At 57.5% G+C, this 17589-nt stretch carries 20 protein-coding genes; 10 read left to right on the top strand and 10 right to left on the bottom strand.

Annotated elements, in window-relative coordinates:
• Positions 1 to 6 precede the first annotated feature (6 nt).
• The 3 genes from ACESQ2_RS25595 (at position 7) to mdtM (ending at position 3356) form a co-directional block, all read left to right on the top strand.
• Positions 7 to 669, top strand: coding sequence for a LysE family translocator (locus ACESQ2_RS25595; RefSeq protein WP_032747768.1), 663 nt, complete (start codon positions 7 to 9; stop codon positions 667 to 669).
• On the top strand, positions 662 to 1951 hold the full coding sequence (locus ACESQ2_RS25600) for a DUF445 domain-containing protein (RefSeq protein ID WP_373171526.1): 1290 nt from the start codon (positions 662 to 664) through the stop codon (positions 1949 to 1951). Before ACESQ2_RS25595 ends, ACESQ2_RS25600 begins: the two co-directional genes overlap by 8 nt.
• Before the next feature lie 163 nt (positions 1952 to 2114).
• The gene (mdtM, locus tag ACESQ2_RS25605; RefSeq protein ID WP_373171528.1) at positions 2115 to 3356 is read left to right on the top strand and encodes a multidrug efflux MFS transporter MdtM; all 1242 of its coding nucleotides are present in this window, start codon (positions 2115 to 2117) and stop codon (positions 3354 to 3356) included.
• Positions 3357 to 3366: 10 nt separating this feature from the next.
• Here the strand turns inward: mdtM and ACESQ2_RS25610 are convergent, their stop codons facing one another.
• Entirely contained in the window at positions 3367 to 3993 is a 627-nt protein-coding gene (locus ACESQ2_RS25610; protein WP_014227775.1) for a ParB/RepB/Spo0J family partition protein, read from the bottom strand.
• Positions 3993 to 5204, bottom strand: coding sequence for a phosphoadenosine phosphosulfate reductase (locus ACESQ2_RS25615; RefSeq protein ID WP_032693014.1), 1212 nt, complete (start codon positions 5202 to 5204; stop codon positions 3993 to 3995). The genes ACESQ2_RS25610 and ACESQ2_RS25615 overlap by 1 nt, the downstream gene beginning before the upstream one ends.
• Before the next feature lie 374 nt (positions 5205 to 5578).
• On the opposite strand from ACESQ2_RS25615, the gene ACESQ2_RS25620 reads away from it, so the two are divergent.
• The 4 genes from ACESQ2_RS25620 to ACESQ2_RS25635 all read left to right on the top strand — a co-directional run bounded on the left by ACESQ2_RS25620 (position 5579) and on the right by ACESQ2_RS25635 (position 8079).
• On the top strand, positions 5579 to 5818 hold the full coding sequence (locus ACESQ2_RS25620; RefSeq protein ID WP_009652824.1) for a DUF2164 domain-containing protein: 240 nt from the start codon (positions 5579 to 5581) through the stop codon (positions 5816 to 5818).
• Positions 5819 to 5900: 82 nt separating this feature from the next.
• Entirely contained in the window at positions 5901 to 7052 is a 1152-nt protein-coding gene (locus ACESQ2_RS25625) for a double-cubane-cluster-containing anaerobic reductase (protein WP_048262610.1), read from the top strand.
• Between the two features lie 8 nt (positions 7053 to 7060).
• Positions 7061 to 7828, top strand: a complete 768-nt coding sequence (yjiL, locus tag ACESQ2_RS25630; protein ID WP_102803610.1) for a putative 2-hydroxyacyl-CoA dehydratase activator YjiL — start codon at positions 7061 to 7063, stop codon at positions 7826 to 7828.
• Complete coding sequence (locus ACESQ2_RS25635; protein ID WP_014227770.1) at positions 7825 to 8079, top strand: DUF3343 domain-containing protein; 255 nt, start codon at positions 7825 to 7827, stop codon at positions 8077 to 8079. The genes yjiL and ACESQ2_RS25635 overlap by 4 nt, the downstream gene beginning before the upstream one ends.
• A 59-nt stretch (positions 8080 to 8138) precedes the next feature.
• Here ACESQ2_RS25635 and ACESQ2_RS25640 read toward each other — a convergent pair whose 3' ends face one another.
• The 3 genes from ACESQ2_RS25640 to ACESQ2_RS25650 are packed head-to-tail and all read right to left on the bottom strand — an operon-like array spanning position 8139 to position 10406.
• Positions 8139 to 9242 (bottom strand): M20 peptidase aminoacylase family protein, encoded by a 1104-nt coding sequence (locus ACESQ2_RS25640; RefSeq protein ID WP_254539707.1) that lies wholly within the window; start codon positions 9240 to 9242, stop codon positions 8139 to 8141.
• Positions 9243 to 9262: 20 nt separating this feature from the next.
• A complete protein-coding gene (locus ACESQ2_RS25645) occupies positions 9263 to 9730 on the bottom strand; it encodes a YjiG family protein (RefSeq protein WP_004128539.1) in 468 nt (155 codons plus the stop codon).
• Entirely contained in the window at positions 9723 to 10406 is a 684-nt protein-coding gene (locus ACESQ2_RS25650; protein ID WP_014227768.1) for a nucleoside recognition domain-containing protein, read from the bottom strand. The genes ACESQ2_RS25645 and ACESQ2_RS25650 overlap by 8 nt, the downstream gene beginning before the upstream one ends.
• A 312-nt stretch (positions 10407 to 10718) precedes the next feature.
• On the opposite strand from ACESQ2_RS25650, the gene ACESQ2_RS25655 reads away from it, so the two are divergent.
• Positions 10719 to 11633 (top strand): LysR substrate-binding domain-containing protein, encoded by a 915-nt coding sequence (locus tag ACESQ2_RS25655; RefSeq protein WP_046877819.1) that lies wholly within the window; start codon positions 10719 to 10721, stop codon positions 11631 to 11633.
• Between the two features lie 2 nt (positions 11634 to 11635).
• On the opposite strand, the gene ACESQ2_RS25660 is transcribed toward ACESQ2_RS25655, so the two are convergent.
• The 3 genes from ACESQ2_RS25660 to ACESQ2_RS25670 are packed head-to-tail and all read right to left on the bottom strand — an operon-like array spanning position 11636 to position 14228.
• A complete protein-coding gene (locus ACESQ2_RS25660; protein WP_004098265.1) occupies positions 11636 to 12700 on the bottom strand; it encodes a DUF2955 domain-containing protein in 1065 nt (354 codons plus the stop codon).
• Positions 12690 to 13757 carry an HlyD family secretion protein gene (locus ACESQ2_RS25665; RefSeq protein ID WP_032693019.1) on the bottom strand — a complete coding sequence of 356 codons (1068 nt, stop codon included), beginning with the start codon at positions 13755 to 13757 and terminating at the stop codon, positions 12690 to 12692. Before ACESQ2_RS25665 ends, ACESQ2_RS25660 begins: the two co-directional genes overlap by 11 nt.
• A gap of 6 nt (positions 13758 to 13763) precedes the next feature.
• Positions 13764 to 14228 carry a MarR family winged helix-turn-helix transcriptional regulator gene (locus tag ACESQ2_RS25670; RefSeq protein ID WP_014227766.1) on the bottom strand — a complete coding sequence of 155 codons (465 nt, stop codon included), beginning with the start codon at positions 14226 to 14228 and terminating at the stop codon, positions 13764 to 13766.
• Between the two features lie 91 nt (positions 14229 to 14319).
• Here ACESQ2_RS25670 and ACESQ2_RS25675 point away from each other — a divergent pair, with 91 nt between their 5' ends.
• A complete protein-coding gene (locus ACESQ2_RS25675; protein WP_373171531.1) occupies positions 14320 to 14904 on the top strand; it encodes a hypothetical protein in 585 nt (194 codons plus the stop codon).
• Between the two features lie 116 nt (positions 14905 to 15020).
• Here ACESQ2_RS25675 and ACESQ2_RS25680 read toward each other — a convergent pair whose 3' ends face one another.
• Positions 15021 to 15185, bottom strand: coding sequence for a DUF1127 domain-containing protein (locus ACESQ2_RS25680; RefSeq protein ID WP_004098259.1), 165 nt, complete (start codon positions 15183 to 15185; stop codon positions 15021 to 15023).
• Positions 15186 to 15362: 177 nt separating this feature from the next.
• On the opposite strand from ACESQ2_RS25680, the gene ACESQ2_RS25685 reads away from it, so the two are divergent.
• The gene (locus ACESQ2_RS25685; RefSeq protein ID WP_025108159.1) at positions 15363 to 16787 is read left to right on the top strand and encodes a PLP-dependent aminotransferase family protein; all 1425 of its coding nucleotides are present in this window, start codon (positions 15363 to 15365) and stop codon (positions 16785 to 16787) included.
• Between the two features lie 392 nt (positions 16788 to 17179).
• On the opposite strand, the gene ACESQ2_RS25690 is transcribed toward ACESQ2_RS25685, so the two are convergent.
• Positions 17180 to 17440 carry a hypothetical protein gene (locus ACESQ2_RS25690; protein WP_373171532.1) on the bottom strand — a complete coding sequence of 87 codons (261 nt, stop codon included), beginning with the start codon at positions 17438 to 17440 and terminating at the stop codon, positions 17180 to 17182.
• Between the last annotated feature and the right edge of the window lie 149 nt (positions 17441 to 17589).

Raw genomic sequence — 17589 nt, forward strand, 5'->3', positions numbered from 1 at the left:
GTTGCTATGGACATACTCGCTACGCTCTTTCCCTCCGCCTTCCCCGCGCTGGCGCTCTCCCATTTTGTCGCCCTGCTGAGCCCCGGGCCGGATTTTTTTCTGCTGGTGGGCTACGCCATCCGCTATCGCCTGCGCGGCAGCGTCGGCCTGTGTATCGGCATTGCCGCCGGAAACGGTCTGTATATTCTTCTGGCCATTATCGGCTGGGGGATCCTGCGCCAGGCGCCGCTGCTGTTTACGGTGATTGAGCTGCTGGGCGCGGCGTATTTACTGTGGATTGGCAGCCTGCTGCTCAGAAGCCGTCCGACCACGCTGGCGCTGCACGGCGCCTCGGCTTCGCGCCCGCCGCTGGTGAAACAGCTTTTTCTCGGGCTGGGTTCTTCGCTGCTCAATCCGAAAAACGCGCTGTTCTACCTCGCGCTGATGACCTCCCTGCTGGGCCCGAACGTCACGCTGGTGCAGCAGGCCGTCAGCGGAGCCTGGATGACCAGCGTGGTGTTGATATGGGATCTGTTGCTGGTCACGCTGATTGCGCTACCGTCGGTGCAGCGCCGCCTTTCCGCCGTCGTCTGGCGAGTCGAGCGCACGGCCGGCGGCGTATTGATGGCTTTTGGTTGTTGGATTGTGTGGCAGTTTTTGCACGAGTTCGCCGTCAGGCTATATGCTTAAGCTTATGGAAAAACTCGCTGAACTGAAACGCGCCAAGCTGCTGGCGCTCTCGCTGCTGCTGATTGCAGCCGCCATTTTTATCACTACCCTCATGCTGCCGCCAACGCCATGGGTCGGTGCGCTAAAGGCTATTTCCGAAGCGGCAATGGTCGGCGCGCTGGCGGACTGGTTTGCGGTCGTGGCGCTGTTTCGCCGTATTCCGCTGCCGTTCGTTGCGCGGCATACGGCGATTATTCCGCGTAATAAGGACCGGATTGCCGATAATCTCGGCTATTTCGTGCAGGAAAAATTTCTCGATACGCCCTCTCTGGTCGCGCTGATCCGGCGCTATGAACCGGCGCTGATGCTCGGTAACTGGTTCAGCCAGCCGGAAAACGCGCGTCGGGTCGGCCAGCATCTGCTGCAGGTGATGAGCGGCTTCCTGGAGCTAACCGACGACGCGCGCATTCAGCGCCTGCTGCGTCGGGCGGTACATAAAGCGATTGATAAGGTCGATTTAACCCAAACCAGCGCGATGATGCTGGAAGGGCTGACGCGCGATAACCGCCACCAGAAGCTGCTGGATTCGCTGATTAGCCAGCTGATCGCCCTGCTCCAGCGCGACAGCTCGCGGGCGTTTATTGCCCGCGGTATCGTGCACTGGCTGGAGACCGAGCATCCGCTTAAAGCCAGGCTGCTGCCTACCGAATGGCTCGGTGAGCACAGCGCTGAAATGGTTACCGATGCGGTTAACACGCTGCTCGACGAAGTGAGTCAGGATCGCGCCCATCAGATCCGCCAGGCCTTCGATCGCGCGGCGCTGAAGCTGATCGACAACCTGAAGTCCGATCCGCTGATGACGGAAAAAGCGGACAATATCAAAGCGTATCTGAAAAACGATGAGACCTTTAACCGCTATCTGGGCGAGGTATGGGCCGATCTGCGCGGCTGGGTTAAAAACGATGTTAATAGCGACGATTCACGCATTAAGCAGCGCATTGCCGAAGCCGGTCAGTGGTTTGGCGAAACGCTGCTCCACGATGAGGCGCTGCGCGAATCCCTGAACGAACATCTTGAGCAGGCGGCGCACCGGGTGGCCCCGGAGTTTGCCGCCTTCCTGACGCGCCATATCAGCGATACGGTCAAAAGCTGGGACTCCCGCGATATGTCGCGACAAATCGAGCTGAACATTGGTAAGGATCTGCAGTTTATCCGCATCAACGGCACGCTGGTTGGCGGCACTATCGGTCTGCTGCTGTGGCTGTTTTCACAAATTCCTTCGCTGCTGCATTTACATATTTAATTCAACTTTTTGTTTTTAATGTATTTCTTATATGAATACATATTAACCATTAAAAACACATGGATATTTAGGTTGACCCTAAATTTATTGCAGTGTGAAGTGCTGAAATAGTGCGCGCATAAACGGCTATTTATGGCGTAGAGACTCAACAAGGAGCCCACCGATGTTGCAATGGATGACCCGTTTTTTCGCCCGCCATTCCACCACGCTGTTCTTCCCGGCGGCGCTGATCCTGTATGACTTTGCCGCCTATCTGACCACCGATCTTATCCAGCCGGGGATTATTCACGTGGTGCGCGACTTTGACGCCGACGTGGCGCTGGCTCCCGCCTCGGTCAGCCTGTATATGGCCGGCGGCATGGCGCTACAGTGGCTGCTCGGGCCGCTCTCCGATCGTATCGGCCGCCGTCCGGTGCTGCTCACCGGCGCGCTGATCTTTACCCTGGCCTGCTTCGCGACCCTGTTCACCACCTCAATGGAGCAGTTCCTCGCCGCGCGCTTTGTTCAGGGCACCAGCATCTGCTTTATCGCTACGGTCGGCTACGTCACCGTGCAGGAGGCGTTCGGCCAGACAAAAGCCATTAAGCTGATGGCGATTATTACCTCGATCGTGCTGATCGCGCCAATAATTGGCCCGCTCTCCGGCGCGGCGCTGATGCACTTCGTGCACTGGAAAGTGCTGTTCGGGATTATTGCCGTCATGGGCTTTATCGCCTGGCTGGGGCTACTGCTGAATATGCCGGAGACCGTCCGGCGCGGCGACGTCCCCTTCAGCGCCAGCGGCGTGCTGCGCGATTTCCGCGATGTTTTCCGCAACCGCGTTTTTCTGTTCGGCGCCGCCACGCTCTCGCTCAGCTATATTCCACTGATGAGCTGGGTTGCGGTCTCGCCGGTTATCCTGATTGACGACGGCGGGCTGACCACTGCCGAGTTCGCCTGGACCCAGGTGCCGGTCTTCAGCGCGGTGATTATTGCCAACCTGTCGGTGGCGCGCTGGGTAAAAGACCCGACGCGTCCGCGCTTTATCTGGCGCGCGGTGCCCATCCAGATGACCGGGCTGGCGATCCTGATCCTCGGCAACCTGCTGTGGCCGCACGTCTGGCTGTGGTCGGTGCTCGGCACCTGCTTCTACGCCTTCGGCATCGGGCTGATCTTCCCGACGCTGTTCCGCTTTACCCTCTTTTCTAACGATCTGCCAAAAGGTACGGTTTCCGCTTCGCTAAATATCGTGATCCTTAGCGTCAGCGCGCTCTCTATCGAAGCGGCGCGCTGGCTGTGGTTTAACGGCGGCAGGCTGCCTTTTCATCTGCTGGGGGTGGCGGCGGGGATCGCGGCCGCGTGCTGTCTGGCGGGTTTATTAAGCCGGATACGCCAGCAGCCGGAAGCCGAGCTGGCGCAGGAGTAGCGCACATTGGCTACTCCACGGTCCAGGCTTCACTAAAGCTCTCGTCGGCGAACAGCTCCGTCAGGCCGCTGATCTGTTTCAGGCGCAGCACCTCGTCCGCATCCATACCGAGCTCTTCGCCGATGCGCCGATCGTCCCAGCCCTGGCGATGTAAATCGCGGACGATGTCGGACATTGCCGCGATCTGATGTTTGCCCCTGGCGCGATTATGGCGAATGGTGGCGGCGATGCGCTCTTTCTGCCCTTCGCGTTCGGCATTGATGAGCGTCACCGGAAGATAACCATGCAGGCGCCGGTTCAGCTCCGGGCGACTCTTACCAATCAGATGGCGATGAAAACCGTCCACGACCAGGTGCCGTCGCTGCTGGCGAGCCACCACTACCGGTTGGGTAAAACCATCCAGTTCGATAGAGCGTTCCAGCAGTTTTTTTTCCACCGTCGCCATCACGTTGGGGTTGTAGTCATTCGCCTCAACCGTTTTGGCCTCGACCCACAGCACGCAGTCCACCGGCTCGCGGCAGAAGGGACTGTGCTGGTGGATCAGGCTCTTCAGCTCGTTAATCGCTTTGATTTTCAGGTCAACATCATCAAACGACTCGAGATATTCAATCACTGTCTTAGCCACATCCGGCGACATCAAAGCGTCCTCCACTCTTTACGTTTGTTACTCACCAGCCGACAGTAGCGCTCATAGTGCTTTGGCTGCGTCGGGCTGAACGACAGCATCCGGCACCAGAAATCGTTTTTCAGCAGCGTTTTGCAGATGCGGCGCCATGAGGGAACATCGCGATAGCCGAGATCTTTTTCCTGCTCGTCGGGAATATCGACAGGGAAACCGCGGGTCTGGTACCAGTGCAGATAAATAGCGATTTTATTACGGTAATGCTCGGCGGTTTTTGCCGGCATGCTGTCGAGCAGAAAGAGCGCATACTCGCGCCAGCTAAAATGCGCCGGTTTGCGGATTTTGGTCTTCAGCGCAAAGTAGTCGCCGCTGGCGTTGGCGTAAATCGCGCCGCTGTGCGCGCCGCATACCCGACGGCACATCCGCTCCCAGGTCTCCGGCTCAAGAATGTGATAGAGCCACAGCCCGCGCCGCTGCTCGGGGCCGAAGGGCTCGCAGACGCGCATATTTTTCAGCGGTACGCCGGCGCGGTGCATCAGGTCATAGAGCGGATTGTAGGGGAGGCGCGACTTATGATTAAAGATCCAGATGTCGCGGGTCCGCCAGTCATAGAGGGGATAGCAGGTATAGCTGAACCCTTCCGGCGAGGCGGTGGTCCAGGGTTTATCTTCCTCAAAGCGCAGTTTGGTCGGCGAGGTGAGCGCCATATAGCGATGCAGCGACTCGTCGGTGCGGATGCCGATCAGCGAAGCGAGACTGCGCCCCGCAGCCAGCCAGTGGGAAAAGGCCGGTATAAACGCTTCAAAGGTCATTTCCGGCTGATAAAAAGGGAAAAAACCGGCATCGGTGATGGCGTCATCCGGCGGTTGCCTCACCCATTCTTCCCCGGCCCGCCAGGCGACCCATTCCGGCTCATGCTGCGATACGCCGCTCACCGTGGTCATCGGCAGCGCCACCCAGTAAAAGCGGCTTACCACGTCCTGATAGCGCTCTTTCATATTTTGTACGTGCTGGATGGTTAATAAATATTGCGCTTCCCAGTCCACGAACAATACCGCAAACTTTTTCCCTTTTTTACGCGCAACGGCTGCCGCCAGATGAAATAATACCGTCGAGTCTTTACCACCCGAAAAAGATAAACAGACCTGCTCGAAAGTATCAAATACCCAATCCAGGCGCATCAGAGCAGCGTCAAAAACATTCATATTCAGTTTTACGCGTTTCATCCTTCACCCCTGATAAATGAATCGCCGTCAGAATGTACTTATAGAAAAATTCCGTAAGCCAGATAACCTGAAATCAGGTTCATAGATTATTCATCCAGATACCGAACATGCTGAAAAAAGGCGAGCGCGACTAAATGTTATTCACACCATAAAAATCATGTTATCTCATTTAAATTCATAAAGTTACGAGAATAACTCCTATTATCTTCGTTTTCTCGGGAGTACTGTGATCTCAGTCACAATTCTCCGCCGAGCGAGGTCATCAATATCCTTTATTGCGGCCAAAAACATCACGCCATATCGCAACTGACTCTCCGCAATCGGATATAATCAGCAGCCCCGATCCACCGTAACAATATTGATTAAGGAACGCCATGAGCGATATCGATCTCAGCCCGCCGCAACGCGATCTGCTGCGCGAGAAGCTGTCTAAATACTGCGAAGAGAATTTTGAGCTGGAACTGGAGCAATTTGACGCGGAATTCTTTGTCGACTTTATTGCGAAAGAGCTGGGTCCAATGTTTTATAACGCCGGGATTGATGCGGCCATCGCCACCCACCTTGCGTGGGGCGATCGGATTCAGGAAGAGATGGATCTGAAAAAAGTCTACTAGCGGAAGATCAATAAATACCCACATTAAACAGGGTTATAATGCGACCTCTTTCATCATCTCCCGTGTACGGGGAAGGAAAACCATGTCGCTTATCACCGATCTACCCGCCATTTTTGACCACTTCTCCGCAGCCCGCCAGCAGGGTTTCCTCACGGTCATGGAGCTTAAAGAGCAAAACATACCGCTGGTTGGCACCTACTGCACCTTTATGCCGCAGGAAATTCCGCTGGCCGCCGGCGCGGTGGTGGTGTCGCTGTGCTCCACCTCCGACGAGACGATTGAAGAGGCGGAAAAGGATCTGCCGCGCAACCTCTGTCCGCTGATAAAAAGCAGCTACGGTTTTGGCAAGACCGACAAATGCCCCTACTTCTACTTTTCCGACCTCGTGGTGGGCGAAACCACCTGCGATGGCAAAAAGAAAATGTACGAATACATGGCCGAATTCAAAGCCGTGCACGTGATGCAGCTGCCGAACAGCGCCAGCGATGATGCCTCGCGAGCGTTGTGGAAAGCGGAAATTTTGCGCCTGCAGAAGGTGGTGGAAGATCGCTTTGGTACGCCGATTACCGAAGCCGCCCTGCGCGAGGCGATTATCCTCAAGAACCGCGAACGGCGGGCGCTGGCGAACTTTTATCGCGTCGGGCAGCTCAACCCGCCCGCGCTCAGCGGCAGCGATATCTTAAAAGTGGTTTACGGCGCGACCTTCCGCTTCGATAAAGCGGCGCTGATCGATGAGCTCAACGACATGGCCGATCGGGTACGCCTGCAGTGGCAAGAGGGCAAACGGCTGGAGGCGCGGCCGCGTATTCTGATCACCGGCTGCCCGATCGGCGGCGCGGCGGAAAAAGTGGTGAAAGCCATTGAGGACAACGGCGGCTGGGTGGTCGGTTTTGAAAACTGCACCGGCGCGAAAGCCACCGAGCGCTGCGTGGAGGAGACGGGTGACGTTTACGACGCCCTGACCGAGAAATATCTCGCCATCGGCTGCTCCTGTATTTCGCCGAACGACCAGCGCCTGTCCCTGCTCAGCCAGATGGTGGATGAATATCAGGCGGACGGCGTGGTGGATGTCATTTTGCAGGCCTGCCACACCTACGCAGTGGAATCGCTGGCGATAAAACGCCACGTGCGCCAGCAGCACGACATCCCCTATATCGCCATTGAGACCGACTATTCGACGGCGGATATCGGCCAGCTCAGCACCCGCGTGGCGGCCTTTATCGAGATGCTTTAGGAGCGCGCGTGACCATTACCGTAGGGATTGATTCCGGATCGACCGCCACCAAAGGCATCCTGCTTGAAGACGGCGTGATTCAGCGCCGCTTTCTCTGCCCGACGCCGTTTCGCCCCGCCGACGCCATCGTTGAAGCGTGGGAAACGCTCCGCGCAGGCCTGAGCGAGCGCCCCTTTTTAACCTTAACCGGCTACGGTCGCCAGCTGGTGGATTTCGCCGATAAGCAGGTCACTGAGATCTCGTGCCACGGGCTCGGCGCGCGCCTGCTGGCCCCGCAGACCCGGACGGTCATCGACATCGGCGGCCAGGACAGTAAGGTTATCCAGCTGGACGAAGCGGGTAATCTCACCGATTTCCTGATGAACGATAAATGCGCGGCGGGTACCGGGCGCTTCCTGGAGGTGATTTCGCGTACGCTGGGGGCCAGCGTCGAGCAGCTCGACAGCATCACCGACGGTATTGAACCCCATGCGATTACCAGCATGTGCACGGTATTCGCCGAATCCGAGGTCATCAGCCTGCGTTCGGCCGGGGTGCCGCCGGAGGCGATCCTCGCCGGGGTGATCAACGCCATGGCCCGACGCAGCGCCAATTTTATTGGCCGTCTGTCGGCGCAGGGGCCGCTGCTGTTTACCGGCGGCGTCAGCCACTGCGCGGCCTTCGCGCGGAGGCTGGAGTGGCACGTGGGTATGGCGGTGCAGACGCATCCCGACGCGCAGTTTGCCGGGGCGATCGGCGCGGCGCTGATCGGCTTACGTCAGAGGAGCCGCCGGTGACGGAATATCTGTTTTTATTTCACTCAACGGTGGGGGTAGTGCGGATGCGCAAAGCCCTGCAGGCGGCGGGAGCGTCCTTCCGGGTGAAGGACATTCCGCGCCAGCTGCGCGGCGGCTGCGGGCTTTGCATTTATCTGAGCTGTGAGCCGGGCGAAGAACAGAAGTGGATTCTCCCCGGCCAAACGGAAGCTCTGTTTCGCGTCGCCGGGGATGATTATCAGCTGCTGGCTCAGTTTCCGCCGCAGGCGTAACCAGGGCGCGAATCATCGCCCGGCGGCGTACAGCGAGCACAATATCCGGCTTTGTTCCCTCAGCCCAGCAGCTGGCGAACGCAGGATTTAAACACCCGCACGCCATCCGCCAGCGCGGCGCGGTCGAAGTGCATCTCCGGATGATGCAGCCCCGGCAGCAGGTCGCAGCCCAGCCCCCAGAACCCGCCCTTCACCTGTGGACGCAGGCGCAGATAGTGGAAAAAGTCCTCGCTGCCCGGCGTACTCTTCGCCGCCGTTAAGCCGGCTTCGCCAAACGTTTCCCGGATCGCCTGGCTGACGATAGCCGTAGCCTGTTCGTCGATAATCGCGGCGGGCATCTCCTTGACGATCTGGATATCGACGGTGGCGCCGTAAGCCGCCGCGCTGCTCTCTATCGCCCGCACCACCCGCTCTTTCAGCGTTGCCATGCCGTCATTTTCCGCGCTGCGCAGATCCCAGCACACGTGCGCTTTCGCCGGCACCGAGTTGGTTACCCCCGCATCGCACAGAAAGCGCGTCGCTTTAGCGCTCCAGGTCAGCGAAGGCGCCAGATGAATCCCGTTTACCGCCTGCACCGCGTGCGACGCGGCATCCAGCGCGTTAACGCCCAGGTGAGGCCGGGCGGCATGCGCGGCTTTGCCGTGGAAATCGACCATCACCGTCGCCGAGGCGGAGTAGTACATCGCCGGCACCGCCTTGCCCTTCGGACACTCCTCCAGCGGCCTGAGGTGGAAGCCGAACAGCATCTCCACGTCGTCCAGCACGCCCGCGTCCGTCAGCGCGATCGCCCCGGTGCCCAGCTCTTCGGCGGGCTGAAAGAGTATTTTCAGCTTCCCGCGCTTCACCAGCCCTTCGGCGAGGATCTCTTCCGCGGCGGTCAACACCACCGAAGAGTGACCGTCATGACCACAGGTATGGCGAGCCTCTAAGCGGCCATCGATGATATGGCCCAGCGCATCCATATCCGCCCGCAGCGCCACGACCGGCCCCGGCTTACCGCTATCCAGCAGCGCAACAATGCCGGTGGTGCCGCCGACGTTGCGCTGAACCTGAAACCCCGCGGCTTCTAATGCATCGCCGATGTATGCCGACGTTTTGTGCTCCTCAAAGCCCAGTTCAGGGATTTGATGCAGATAATTGAAATGCTCTAAAGTTCGCGACACGTCTTACTCCTTGCCTTCTATTATGCAATCACGCGCATGACCAGCATGGCGATAACGGCATTGATAATGCTCACCGCCATCAGCAGCGGCCAATATTTTTTCGGGACATCCGCCACGCCGAGCAGGCGCCCCATGTACTGAAGCTGCGAACCCATGAGGAAAATCGCCGGGATGAGAATCGTGATATCCGCCACGTTGAGGGTGCCTTTGCTCAACAGGCTCACCGCCACGCCGGTTCCCGCAGAGGCGGAAAGCCAGGAGGTCAGCAATACGGTAATAGCTTCACCCGGCAGGCCAAACAGGCCCATCAGCGGCGCGCAGACGTGGCCGATGATCTGCATCACGCCGAGCAAATTCAGCATTTCTGCGATCACGTAGGCCATTAATACATTCGGCATCAGATTGTTGATGGCGATATTAAATCCTTTGCGCGCGCCGATAACGAAAATATCGAACGGGTTACTGCCGACTTTTGCCGAATTATTCATTTTCAAAATCCCTTTTATAAGCGGTATTCAGAACCAGACGCGTGATTGCCGCGCCGACAAATTTCAGCACAAACATTAAAAGCAGCGGAATAATGATAGGAATGGTTAACGAAGCGAAAAGCGCTGAGCCAATAGAGAAGTAGTTATTAATCAGACCGGCGCCGGAATATTGCCAGGCCCCCATAATAACCAGATCCTTACGATTTATTTTGTCGCTGTCATACAGCTCTTTGGTCAGCGCCGCCCCGGCATCGGTACTCTGTAAGTCGGTAATCAGCGCCAGGCCGGTATAACCCGGGATCCCGAGCAGCGGGCGAAGCAGCGGGGTCAGCAGCTTATGCGCCGCGCGGATCGCGCCGTAGTGGGTAAATATCTCCAGCAGCCCCAGCGCCAGCATCACCGTCGGCACCAGCGACAGGGCAAACAGGAAGCCGGCCTTGGCGCTGATGCCGCCGCTGCCGATAAAGGTGTTGGTTTCCGGCGTTTTCATGGTGCCGAACGCGCCGCCGAGGGTGGTAAAGTCAAACGCCCCCAGCCAGGCCATGCCTTCAACCTTAAACAGCAACCCGGAGAAAACTAACAATACGACGATCAGTGAAATCCAGGCTCCGGGCCCGACTTTCCACTCATTTGTCGTTTCGTCGGAGGAACATTCCAACGTTTTATTTTCACTCATACCCTGTCCTCTCACATAATGAAATGTTAGTGCGGTTGTTTGCAATTTGAAATTATGTCAATTTATTGTTATTCGAATTTATTATTTTCACTGATAAGCTTTTCCATATTCCCTTAATCAGCATCATCACCATTTCTTATTCTTCAACTCCCCGAGCCTTGCCGCCTTAATAGCGCGCCGGGAATAAGCGATGAGAATTTTCCTCCCTGTCAGTTTTTGTCCGAATTACGATTATCTATAACTTGCCGGGATGATAAATACCTGTGAAAGGGTGTTATTGTTGACCACAGGTCAACAAAGGAGCGAGAAACGATGTTGCATGAGAGGCCGATGAGCTATCTGTATGAAGTCGGGATTCAGGGAGGCATTCGCCGGGCCGCCGATATGCTGGGCATCAACCCGTCAGTCATCAGCCGCCAGATAGCGCAGCTGGAACGGGCGCTGGAGCTGCCGCTGCTGGAACGCCAGGGACGAAACGTGGTGCTGACCGAAGCCGGACGTCTGCTGGCGGAGGACTACTACGAAAGCCGTCAGCGCCGGGAAAAGCTGGAAAGTCACCTGAAGGATTTACGCCATATGCGCGGCGGGACTATCTCGGTGAGGATTGGCGGCGGGCTGGTCACCACCTTTATTGAATCGGTGATGAGCACCTTTTCTCAGTCCTGGCCTAACGTGTTCGTGGATATTATTGTCGGCAGCATGCAGGAGATGCTCAACGATATCGCCAGCGGCGAAGCGGATATGGCGGTCGCCTTCGGCCCCATCGGCAACCCGGAGCTTAAACGCCACAGCTTTCAGTGGGGCCCTATCTGCGCCGTGGTCTCGCCACAGCATCCCATCGCTGCCCTGCCCGCCGTCACCATCGATGAGCTTACGCAATATCGCCTGATCGCGCTCACCGACAGCTTTGGCCTGCAGCGCCATATGAACGCCATGTTTAAAACCGCCGGACGGCAGTTTCATCCGGCCTATCGCTGCAACCTCTTTTCCACCGCCATGAGCCTGAGCCAGGCGGGATTGGGGATCTCTTTTATGACCGCATACGCCGCCCGGGAAGCAATAGCCTACGGTATTCTGACCGCGGTCCCCATCGATCATCCCATCGCCAGCAGCGCCCAGTGCCACCTGCTACGCAACTCCGACCGCCGCTTTTCCCCGGCGGCGCATCATATGTGGCGGCTGCTGCACAACGCTTTTCGCGACGCGCAGCGGGCGCTGGCGGCCTGAGCTTATTCGGTCACCACGAACCGGGTTGGCGCAAAGCAGTTCAGCAGCCGATGCATAAGGAAGACCATGGTCAGAGTGACGATCAGCGCCACGGTGACGGAAGTGATGCGGTACAGATCGCTGAACACCAGGTCCTGGTCCGGATGCAGGTTCTGGCCGAACATGATGCCGATGGTGGTAATGCTGGCGAAGCCAACGCCGGCCCCCACCTTCTCCATCACGTGCAGGCGGGCGCTAAACGCCAGGCCGAGACCAATCAGCGGCATCATCAGCACCATATGATTGCTGAAGTCGTAGATAATCAGCTGCACCACCAGGATATAAAGGCAGGCCAGCACCACCCCCACCACGCGCCAGATCGAGCTGATCACCGCGCCGCGATAGTGCATCGGGAACAGAATTAAAATTCCCGCCATCAGCGCCGACAGCGAGTCGCTCAGGTCGCAGACCTGAAAGATCACAAAAATCATTGTCGCCACGCTGCCGGAGAGCAGCGATTCGTGGCGAATACGGGCAGCATCTTTTTCAATGCGCGGCGGCGGCTTGCGCGGTTCAACGTCCGGGATGAAGTAGTTAAGCAATGCGCTGAGCGCCACCGCCATCACGCAGGCCTCCATATTGGAGAACATCAGGGTGTGCCAGTTGCTGGTGGGATAGCTCATAAAGTTGAGCATCGTGCTTTGACACACCACGCCCATCGACCCCAGCAGAAACAGCGGCCCCTGGCTCATAAAGCGAAAGCGCATAACGTACAGGCCAAACACCACCAGCGTCATAATCACCGGCCACTGCGACAGATAGCCGACGATTAACACCATTTCGACGCAGTTCACCGCTGCGCTGAACACAAACTGCCGCGCCACGTGACGGTTAAATACCGGCACCAGCGACAGCAGCATCAGCGGATAAACCACGAAAAAGACGCCGTACTGTACGTCGTAGAAGGTCGAAATGCTCAGTGCGATAGTGCCGGCCACGGCGATGCGCAGCGTCTGGCGAAAATCGTTCGCCGTGTAGACGATGTTGCCGTGCGGGGTGAAGACCCGCGCCAGGGTATTAATAGACATAGTGCAGGAAGCTCACCAGATGGATCTGCGCGCCGGCGAAGGTACGGGCGAACGGACCATCGCTGTTATAGAGCTGTACCGTCGCGCGGGCGCCGGTGGGCAGCGGCTTATCCAGCGGTTCGTCCAGGGCGACGTGAATGCGCATGCGCTGCGCGTCGCGCACCCAGCGGGTGGACTGCTCCGGCTGCGATAGCTGGCCATTGACCTCTTCCTGGCCGGCCAGAATACCGGCATCGCTGCTGGTGACGTGCGCCGGGAAGACTTTCCCCGGCAGCGCATCAAACACCACCGCGGCATCGGTGTTGACGCCGGTGTGGCGCAGGCTCTTCTCGCGGAAATCGGCGACGATATCGGTCTGATTGCTCACCAGCGCCAGCAGCGGCGTGGCGGCGGTGGCGTACAGACCGGGGTTAAGCTGCAGATTGCTCACCATCCCGTCAGTCTCCGCGCGGACCTTCGTCCAGCCGAGGTTAAGCTGCGCCTCTTCCAGCGCATTGCGGTACTTCTGCAGCGTGACGTTGCGCCCATCGTCGCGCTCGCCGCGCTGGATCAGCAGATTCTGGATACTGGCGTTGAGCGCGCTGACCGACTGCTCGCTGGTCTGCCAGGTGGTGCGCACTTTATCCAGATCCGACTGGGAAACGTTCTGCATGGTGCTCAGGCGCTGGTAGCGCTCGAAGGTCACCTTATCGTTGCGCGCGGTGTACTGGGCGGTGCGCAGGTTGGCGCGGGCAGAGGCGATCTGCGCGTCCAGCTGCTGGTTGCTCAGCTTCGCCTGTTCAAGGGCGATCTGCGCCGCTTCCACTTTATTGATAAACGGCGTCGGATCCAGTTCATAGAGCAGGTCGCCCTTCTTCACCTGGCTGTTGTTGTGCACATAGACATGGGAGACATAGCCGGAGACGCGCGACGAGACCGGCGTGACCACGCGCATCACGGTGGAGTCCGGCGTGAGCGGGATCCAGATATCGGCAACGATAAACCAGGCGAATATGGCCAGGAAGGCGGCAATACTCACCCTTACCCAGCGGGCAAATTTCTGTTCAGGGGTCATCATAGTGTTTTAGATCTTGTTATCTTCTTCGCGGATAGTCCGCAGATTGCAGGCGATTTGATTTAACGTGGCGCTAAAGGCGGCGAGCTGCGCTTCAGGGATAGTTTCGGTGACGCGCTGTTGATAGGTCTCAATCACGCGGTTCAGCTTCTCCAGAATAGCGCGGCCTTCCGCCGTCAGCGTCAGCAGGCGTATGCGTTTGTCATAAGGCGATGTAGAACGCAGCAGATAGCCCTGCTTTTCCAGCTGCGTGAGGGTGCGCATCAGCGGCGGCAGTTCAATGCCCTGCACCTCCGCCAGCTCGCTGACCGAGACGTTATCCCCCAGCTGATGCAGCTGCATTAGCACCGTCCAGCTTGACTGGGTCAGGCCGGTGTCGGTAATGGCAGAATCAATAATCGCGCGCCACTGGCGCACCACCATCGCCATGCGCATCCCCATCGGGCGGCGGGCAAACAGGTCGTCTTCGGTCATCTTTTTTCCTCACTTAACGGTGAGGAAAATAATACTTATCACGGTAAGTATCAAGAAACGAAGAGTGGATAAGCATGAATTGATAAATTCTGTGAATGTATTATCCCCGGTCGCGCTCACGCTTACCGGGGCTACGGTTCTGCACGGTCTGGTCGCCCGGCCAGGCGCGTCAAGCGCCGCCTCCGGGGAAATCCCGGTCGCGCTTGCGCTTACCGGGGCTACAGCTCTGCACGGTCTGGTCGCCCGGACAGGCGCGTCAAGCGCCGCCTCCGGGGAAATCCCCGGTTGCGCTTACCAGGGCTACGGCTCTGCGTGGTCTGGTAGCCCGGACAGGCGCGTCAAGCGCCGCCTCCGGGAAAATCCCCGGTCGCGCTTGCGCTTACCGGGGCTACAGCTCTGCGCGGTCTGGTCGCCCGGACAGGCGCGTCAAGCGCCGCTTCCGGGGAAATCCCCGGTCGCGCTTGCGCTTACCGGGGCTACGGCTCTGCGCGGTCTGGTAGCCCGGACAGGCGCGTCAAGCGCCGCCTCCGGGGAAATCCCCGTCCGCGCTTACGCTTACCGGGGCAACAGCTCTGCACGGTCTGGTCGCCCGGACAGGCGCGTCAAGCGCCACCTCCCGGGAAATCCCCGGTCGCGCTTGCGCTTACCGGGGCTACAGCTCTGCGCGGTCTGGTAGCCCGGACAGGCGCGTCAAGCGCCGCCTCCGGGGCAACAACTCTGCACGGTCTGGTAGCCCGGACAGGCGCGTCAAGCGCCGCCTCCGGGAAAATACCGGGTAACAAATCGCACTTTTTAATTGATCTGATCCCGACGCAGCCCGACATCTTTTAGCTGTTCGTCGCTCATACGCTGCAATGTTCTGCGCGTTTGTTCACGAAGCCACCATTTTTTGATTATCCGCGCCAGAAATACGAAGCCGATAAACGGCTGTCTTGCCCGATTCTCGTGAAATTCCATCCTCTACCTCCTCACCTTGCCAGAGGCTTTATCTTCACGGATCCGCGGCCAAACAATACAGATTCACAAAATACTTTTCTTTAACATACAGATTCGCTAAAACGTACAGCAGACCTCATTTTTACCGCCAATCTGTACTGGTTTATTGATCTGTATGGCGACGATCAAGGATACAGCATGACCCGCTATCAACATCTGGCCAGCCTGCTGGCAGAACGCATCGAACAAGGGCTGTATCGCCCCGGCGAAAAGCTGCCGTCGGTACGCAGCCTGAGCCAGGAACACGGCGTCAGCATCAGCACCGTTCAGCAGGCCTACCAGACGCTGGAACAGCAGCAGCTGATCGTGCCGCAGCCGCGATCCGGCTATTTCGTGGCTCCGCGTAAAGCCCAGCCGCCGGTACCGCCGATGTCGCGTCCGGTCCAGCGTCCCGTCGAGATCACCCAGTGGGATCAGGTGCTGACCATGCTCGACGCCCGCCACGATAAATCGATTATCCCCTTCGGCGGCGGCTCGCCGGACGTCACTCAGCCAAGCCTGAAGCCTATCTGGCGCGAGCTGAGCCGGGCAATTCAGCACAACCTTAGCGAAGTGCTGAACTACGACGAGCTGGCCGGGCGTCGCGAGCTGCGCGAACAGATCGCCCGCCTGATGCTCGACGGCGGATCGGTGGTCACCGCCAACGATCTGGTGCTCACCAGCGGCTGCCACAGCGCGCTGTCGCTGGCGCTGCTGTCGGTGTGCCAGCCCGGCGATATCGTCGCCGTCGAATCCCCTTGCTACTACGGCACCATGCAGATGCTGCGCGGATTAGGGCTAAAAACCATCGAGATCCCCACCGATCCGGAAACCGGGATCAGCATCGAGGCGTTAGAGCTGGCGCTCGACCAATGGCCGATCAAAGGGGTGATCCTGGTCCCCAACTGCAATAATCCGCTGGGATTTATCATGCCGGATGCCCGCAAGCGGGCGGCGCTGTGCCTCGCCCAGCGCCACGACATCGTTATCTTTGAGGATGATATCTACGGCGAGCTGGCGACCGAATACCCGCGCCCGCGCACCATCCATTCCTGGGATATCGACGGCCGGGTGATGCTCTGCAGTTCGTTTACTAAAACCATCGCTCCCGGCCTGCGCATCGGCTGGATTGCCCCCGGCCGTTATTACGATCGCCTGCTGCAGATGAAATATGCCGCCAGCGGCACCAACGTTCCCTCCACCCAACTGGCGGCCTGTAACTTTATTCGCGAAGGCCACTATCACCGCCACGTGCGGCGGATGCGGCAGATCTATCAGCGTAATATGGAAATTTACACCTGCTGGCTGCGGGAGTTTTTCCCCTGCGGGATCTGCGTTACCCGCCCGAAAGGCGGCTTTATGCTGTGGGTCGAGCTGCCGGAGCAGGTGGATATGGTCTGCGTCGCGAAGCAGCTGTGCCGCCTGAAGATCCAGGTCGCGCCGGGATCGCTGTTCTCCGCTTCGGGGAAATACCGCAACTGCTTAAGGATCAACTGCGCCCTGCCGCCGACAGATAAACATAAAGAGGTGATGGTGCAGCTGGGAATGGCGGTGAAGGTGGCGATGGAGTGGGCGCCGGGGTGAGTCTGCGCTGGCCGGTGCTACCGGTTCCCCGCCGTCTGCGGGCCGGTAGCCCGGACAGGTGCGCAAGCACCGCCTCCGGATTTTACAGTTCGTCCACTTTCCAGCGTCTGAGTCATTTATGCTGCTGTCCTCATATCCACTTTAAAAAATTAAACAGACCGCAGCATTTTAACGATGTCATGCATCTACGCGAAAGATTTATTTATTTTCTCCTACTCCCCCCTTCGATAAATCAAATTTATAGTTATTAAGAGTTCCCGGCTATCTGAAATCTCTTTCTCTAAGAATGAGATTAATTTCCCGCAAAGCATCCAGCTGTCTTTTCTCAAAAGGAGTTGGTGTATTTGAACTACAAATAGCGGTAAGACTGAAAACCCCGCCAGCTAATCCGGTCAAACCAGAGACAAGATCCCATTGACCATGAATAAAATACCATCCCCAGCAAATAGCATTAGCAGGCCGCATCCGGCCAGAATCTTCAAGAAAATAGTTGATTTTCTTTTTCTCTCTTTTCGCAAAACTTTTAGTCGATGTTGCTCCTCTGAAATCAACTCATCGTTATCACAATAAATCAACAACTTAGATGCATGCTGATTCGAATGATCGTTAATAGTGACATCACCATTGATATTGCCGGAATTAAAATCTCGCATATTATTCACCTTATGAAGGTAACTGATTATAGAATCGCCCCAAACATTCTACTTGATATATTTATCATTTAACGAAAAAATATTTTAAAATTTCATATATTTGAAAAATATTTCACACAATACAGTGATTTTTTTGATATAACATATAA

The organism is Klebsiella sp. Q11 (assembly GCF_964241505.1).
GTDB classification, from domain to species: Bacteria; Pseudomonadota; Gammaproteobacteria; order Enterobacterales; family Enterobacteriaceae; genus Klebsiella; species Klebsiella michiganensis.

Bases quoted from the DNA above. Each gene is read 5' to 3' on its own strand.
- ACESQ2_RS25625 (WP_048262610.1), top strand. From the start codon at position 5,901: ATGTCGCTTATCACCGATCTACCCGCCATTTTTGACCACTTCTCCGCA.
- ACESQ2_RS25650 (WP_014227768.1), bottom strand. From the start codon at position 10,406: ATGAGTGAAAATAAAACGTTGGAATGTTCCTCCGACGAAACGACAAAT.
- ACESQ2_RS25595 (WP_032747768.1), top strand. From the start codon at position 7: ATGGACATACTCGCTACGCTCTTTCCCTCCGCCTTCCCCGCGCTGGCG.
- ACESQ2_RS25645 (WP_004128539.1), bottom strand. From the start codon at position 9,730: ATGAATAATTCGGCAAAAGTCGGCAGTAACCCGTTCGATATTTTCGTT.
- ACESQ2_RS25665 (WP_032693019.1), bottom strand. From the start codon at position 13,757: ATGATGACCCCTGAACAGAAATTTGCCCGCTGGGTAAGGGTGAGTATT.
- ACESQ2_RS25600 (WP_373171526.1), top strand. From the start codon at position 662: ATGCTTAAGCTTATGGAAAAACTCGCTGAACTGAAACGCGCCAAGCTG.
- ACESQ2_RS25670 (WP_014227766.1), bottom strand. From the start codon at position 14,228: ATGACCGAAGACGACCTGTTTGCCCGCCGCCCGATGGGGATGCGCATG.
- ACESQ2_RS25690 (WP_373171532.1), bottom strand. From the start codon at position 17,440: ATGCGAGATTTTAATTCCGGCAATATCAATGGTGATGTCACTATTAAC.
- ACESQ2_RS25655 (WP_046877819.1), top strand. From the start codon at position 10,719: ATGTTGCATGAGAGGCCGATGAGCTATCTGTATGAAGTCGGGATTCAG.
- mdtM (WP_373171528.1), top strand. From the start codon at position 2,115: ATGTTGCAATGGATGACCCGTTTTTTCGCCCGCCATTCCACCACGCTG.
- ACESQ2_RS25620 (WP_009652824.1), top strand. From the start codon at position 5,579: ATGAGCGATATCGATCTCAGCCCGCCGCAACGCGATCTGCTGCGCGAG.
- ACESQ2_RS25660 (WP_004098265.1), bottom strand. From the start codon at position 12,700: ATGTCTATTAATACCCTGGCGCGGGTCTTCACCCCGCACGGCAACATC.
- ACESQ2_RS25610 (WP_014227775.1), bottom strand. From the start codon at position 3,993: ATGTCGCCGGATGTGGCTAAGACAGTGATTGAATATCTCGAGTCGTTT.
- ACESQ2_RS25680 (WP_004098259.1), bottom strand. From the start codon at position 15,185: ATGGAATTTCACGAGAATCGGGCAAGACAGCCGTTTATCGGCTTCGTA.
- ACESQ2_RS25615 (WP_032693014.1), bottom strand. From the start codon at position 5,204: ATGAAACGCGTAAAACTGAATATGAATGTTTTTGACGCTGCTCTGATG.
- ACESQ2_RS25685 (WP_025108159.1), top strand. From the start codon at position 15,363: ATGACCCGCTATCAACATCTGGCCAGCCTGCTGGCAGAACGCATCGAA.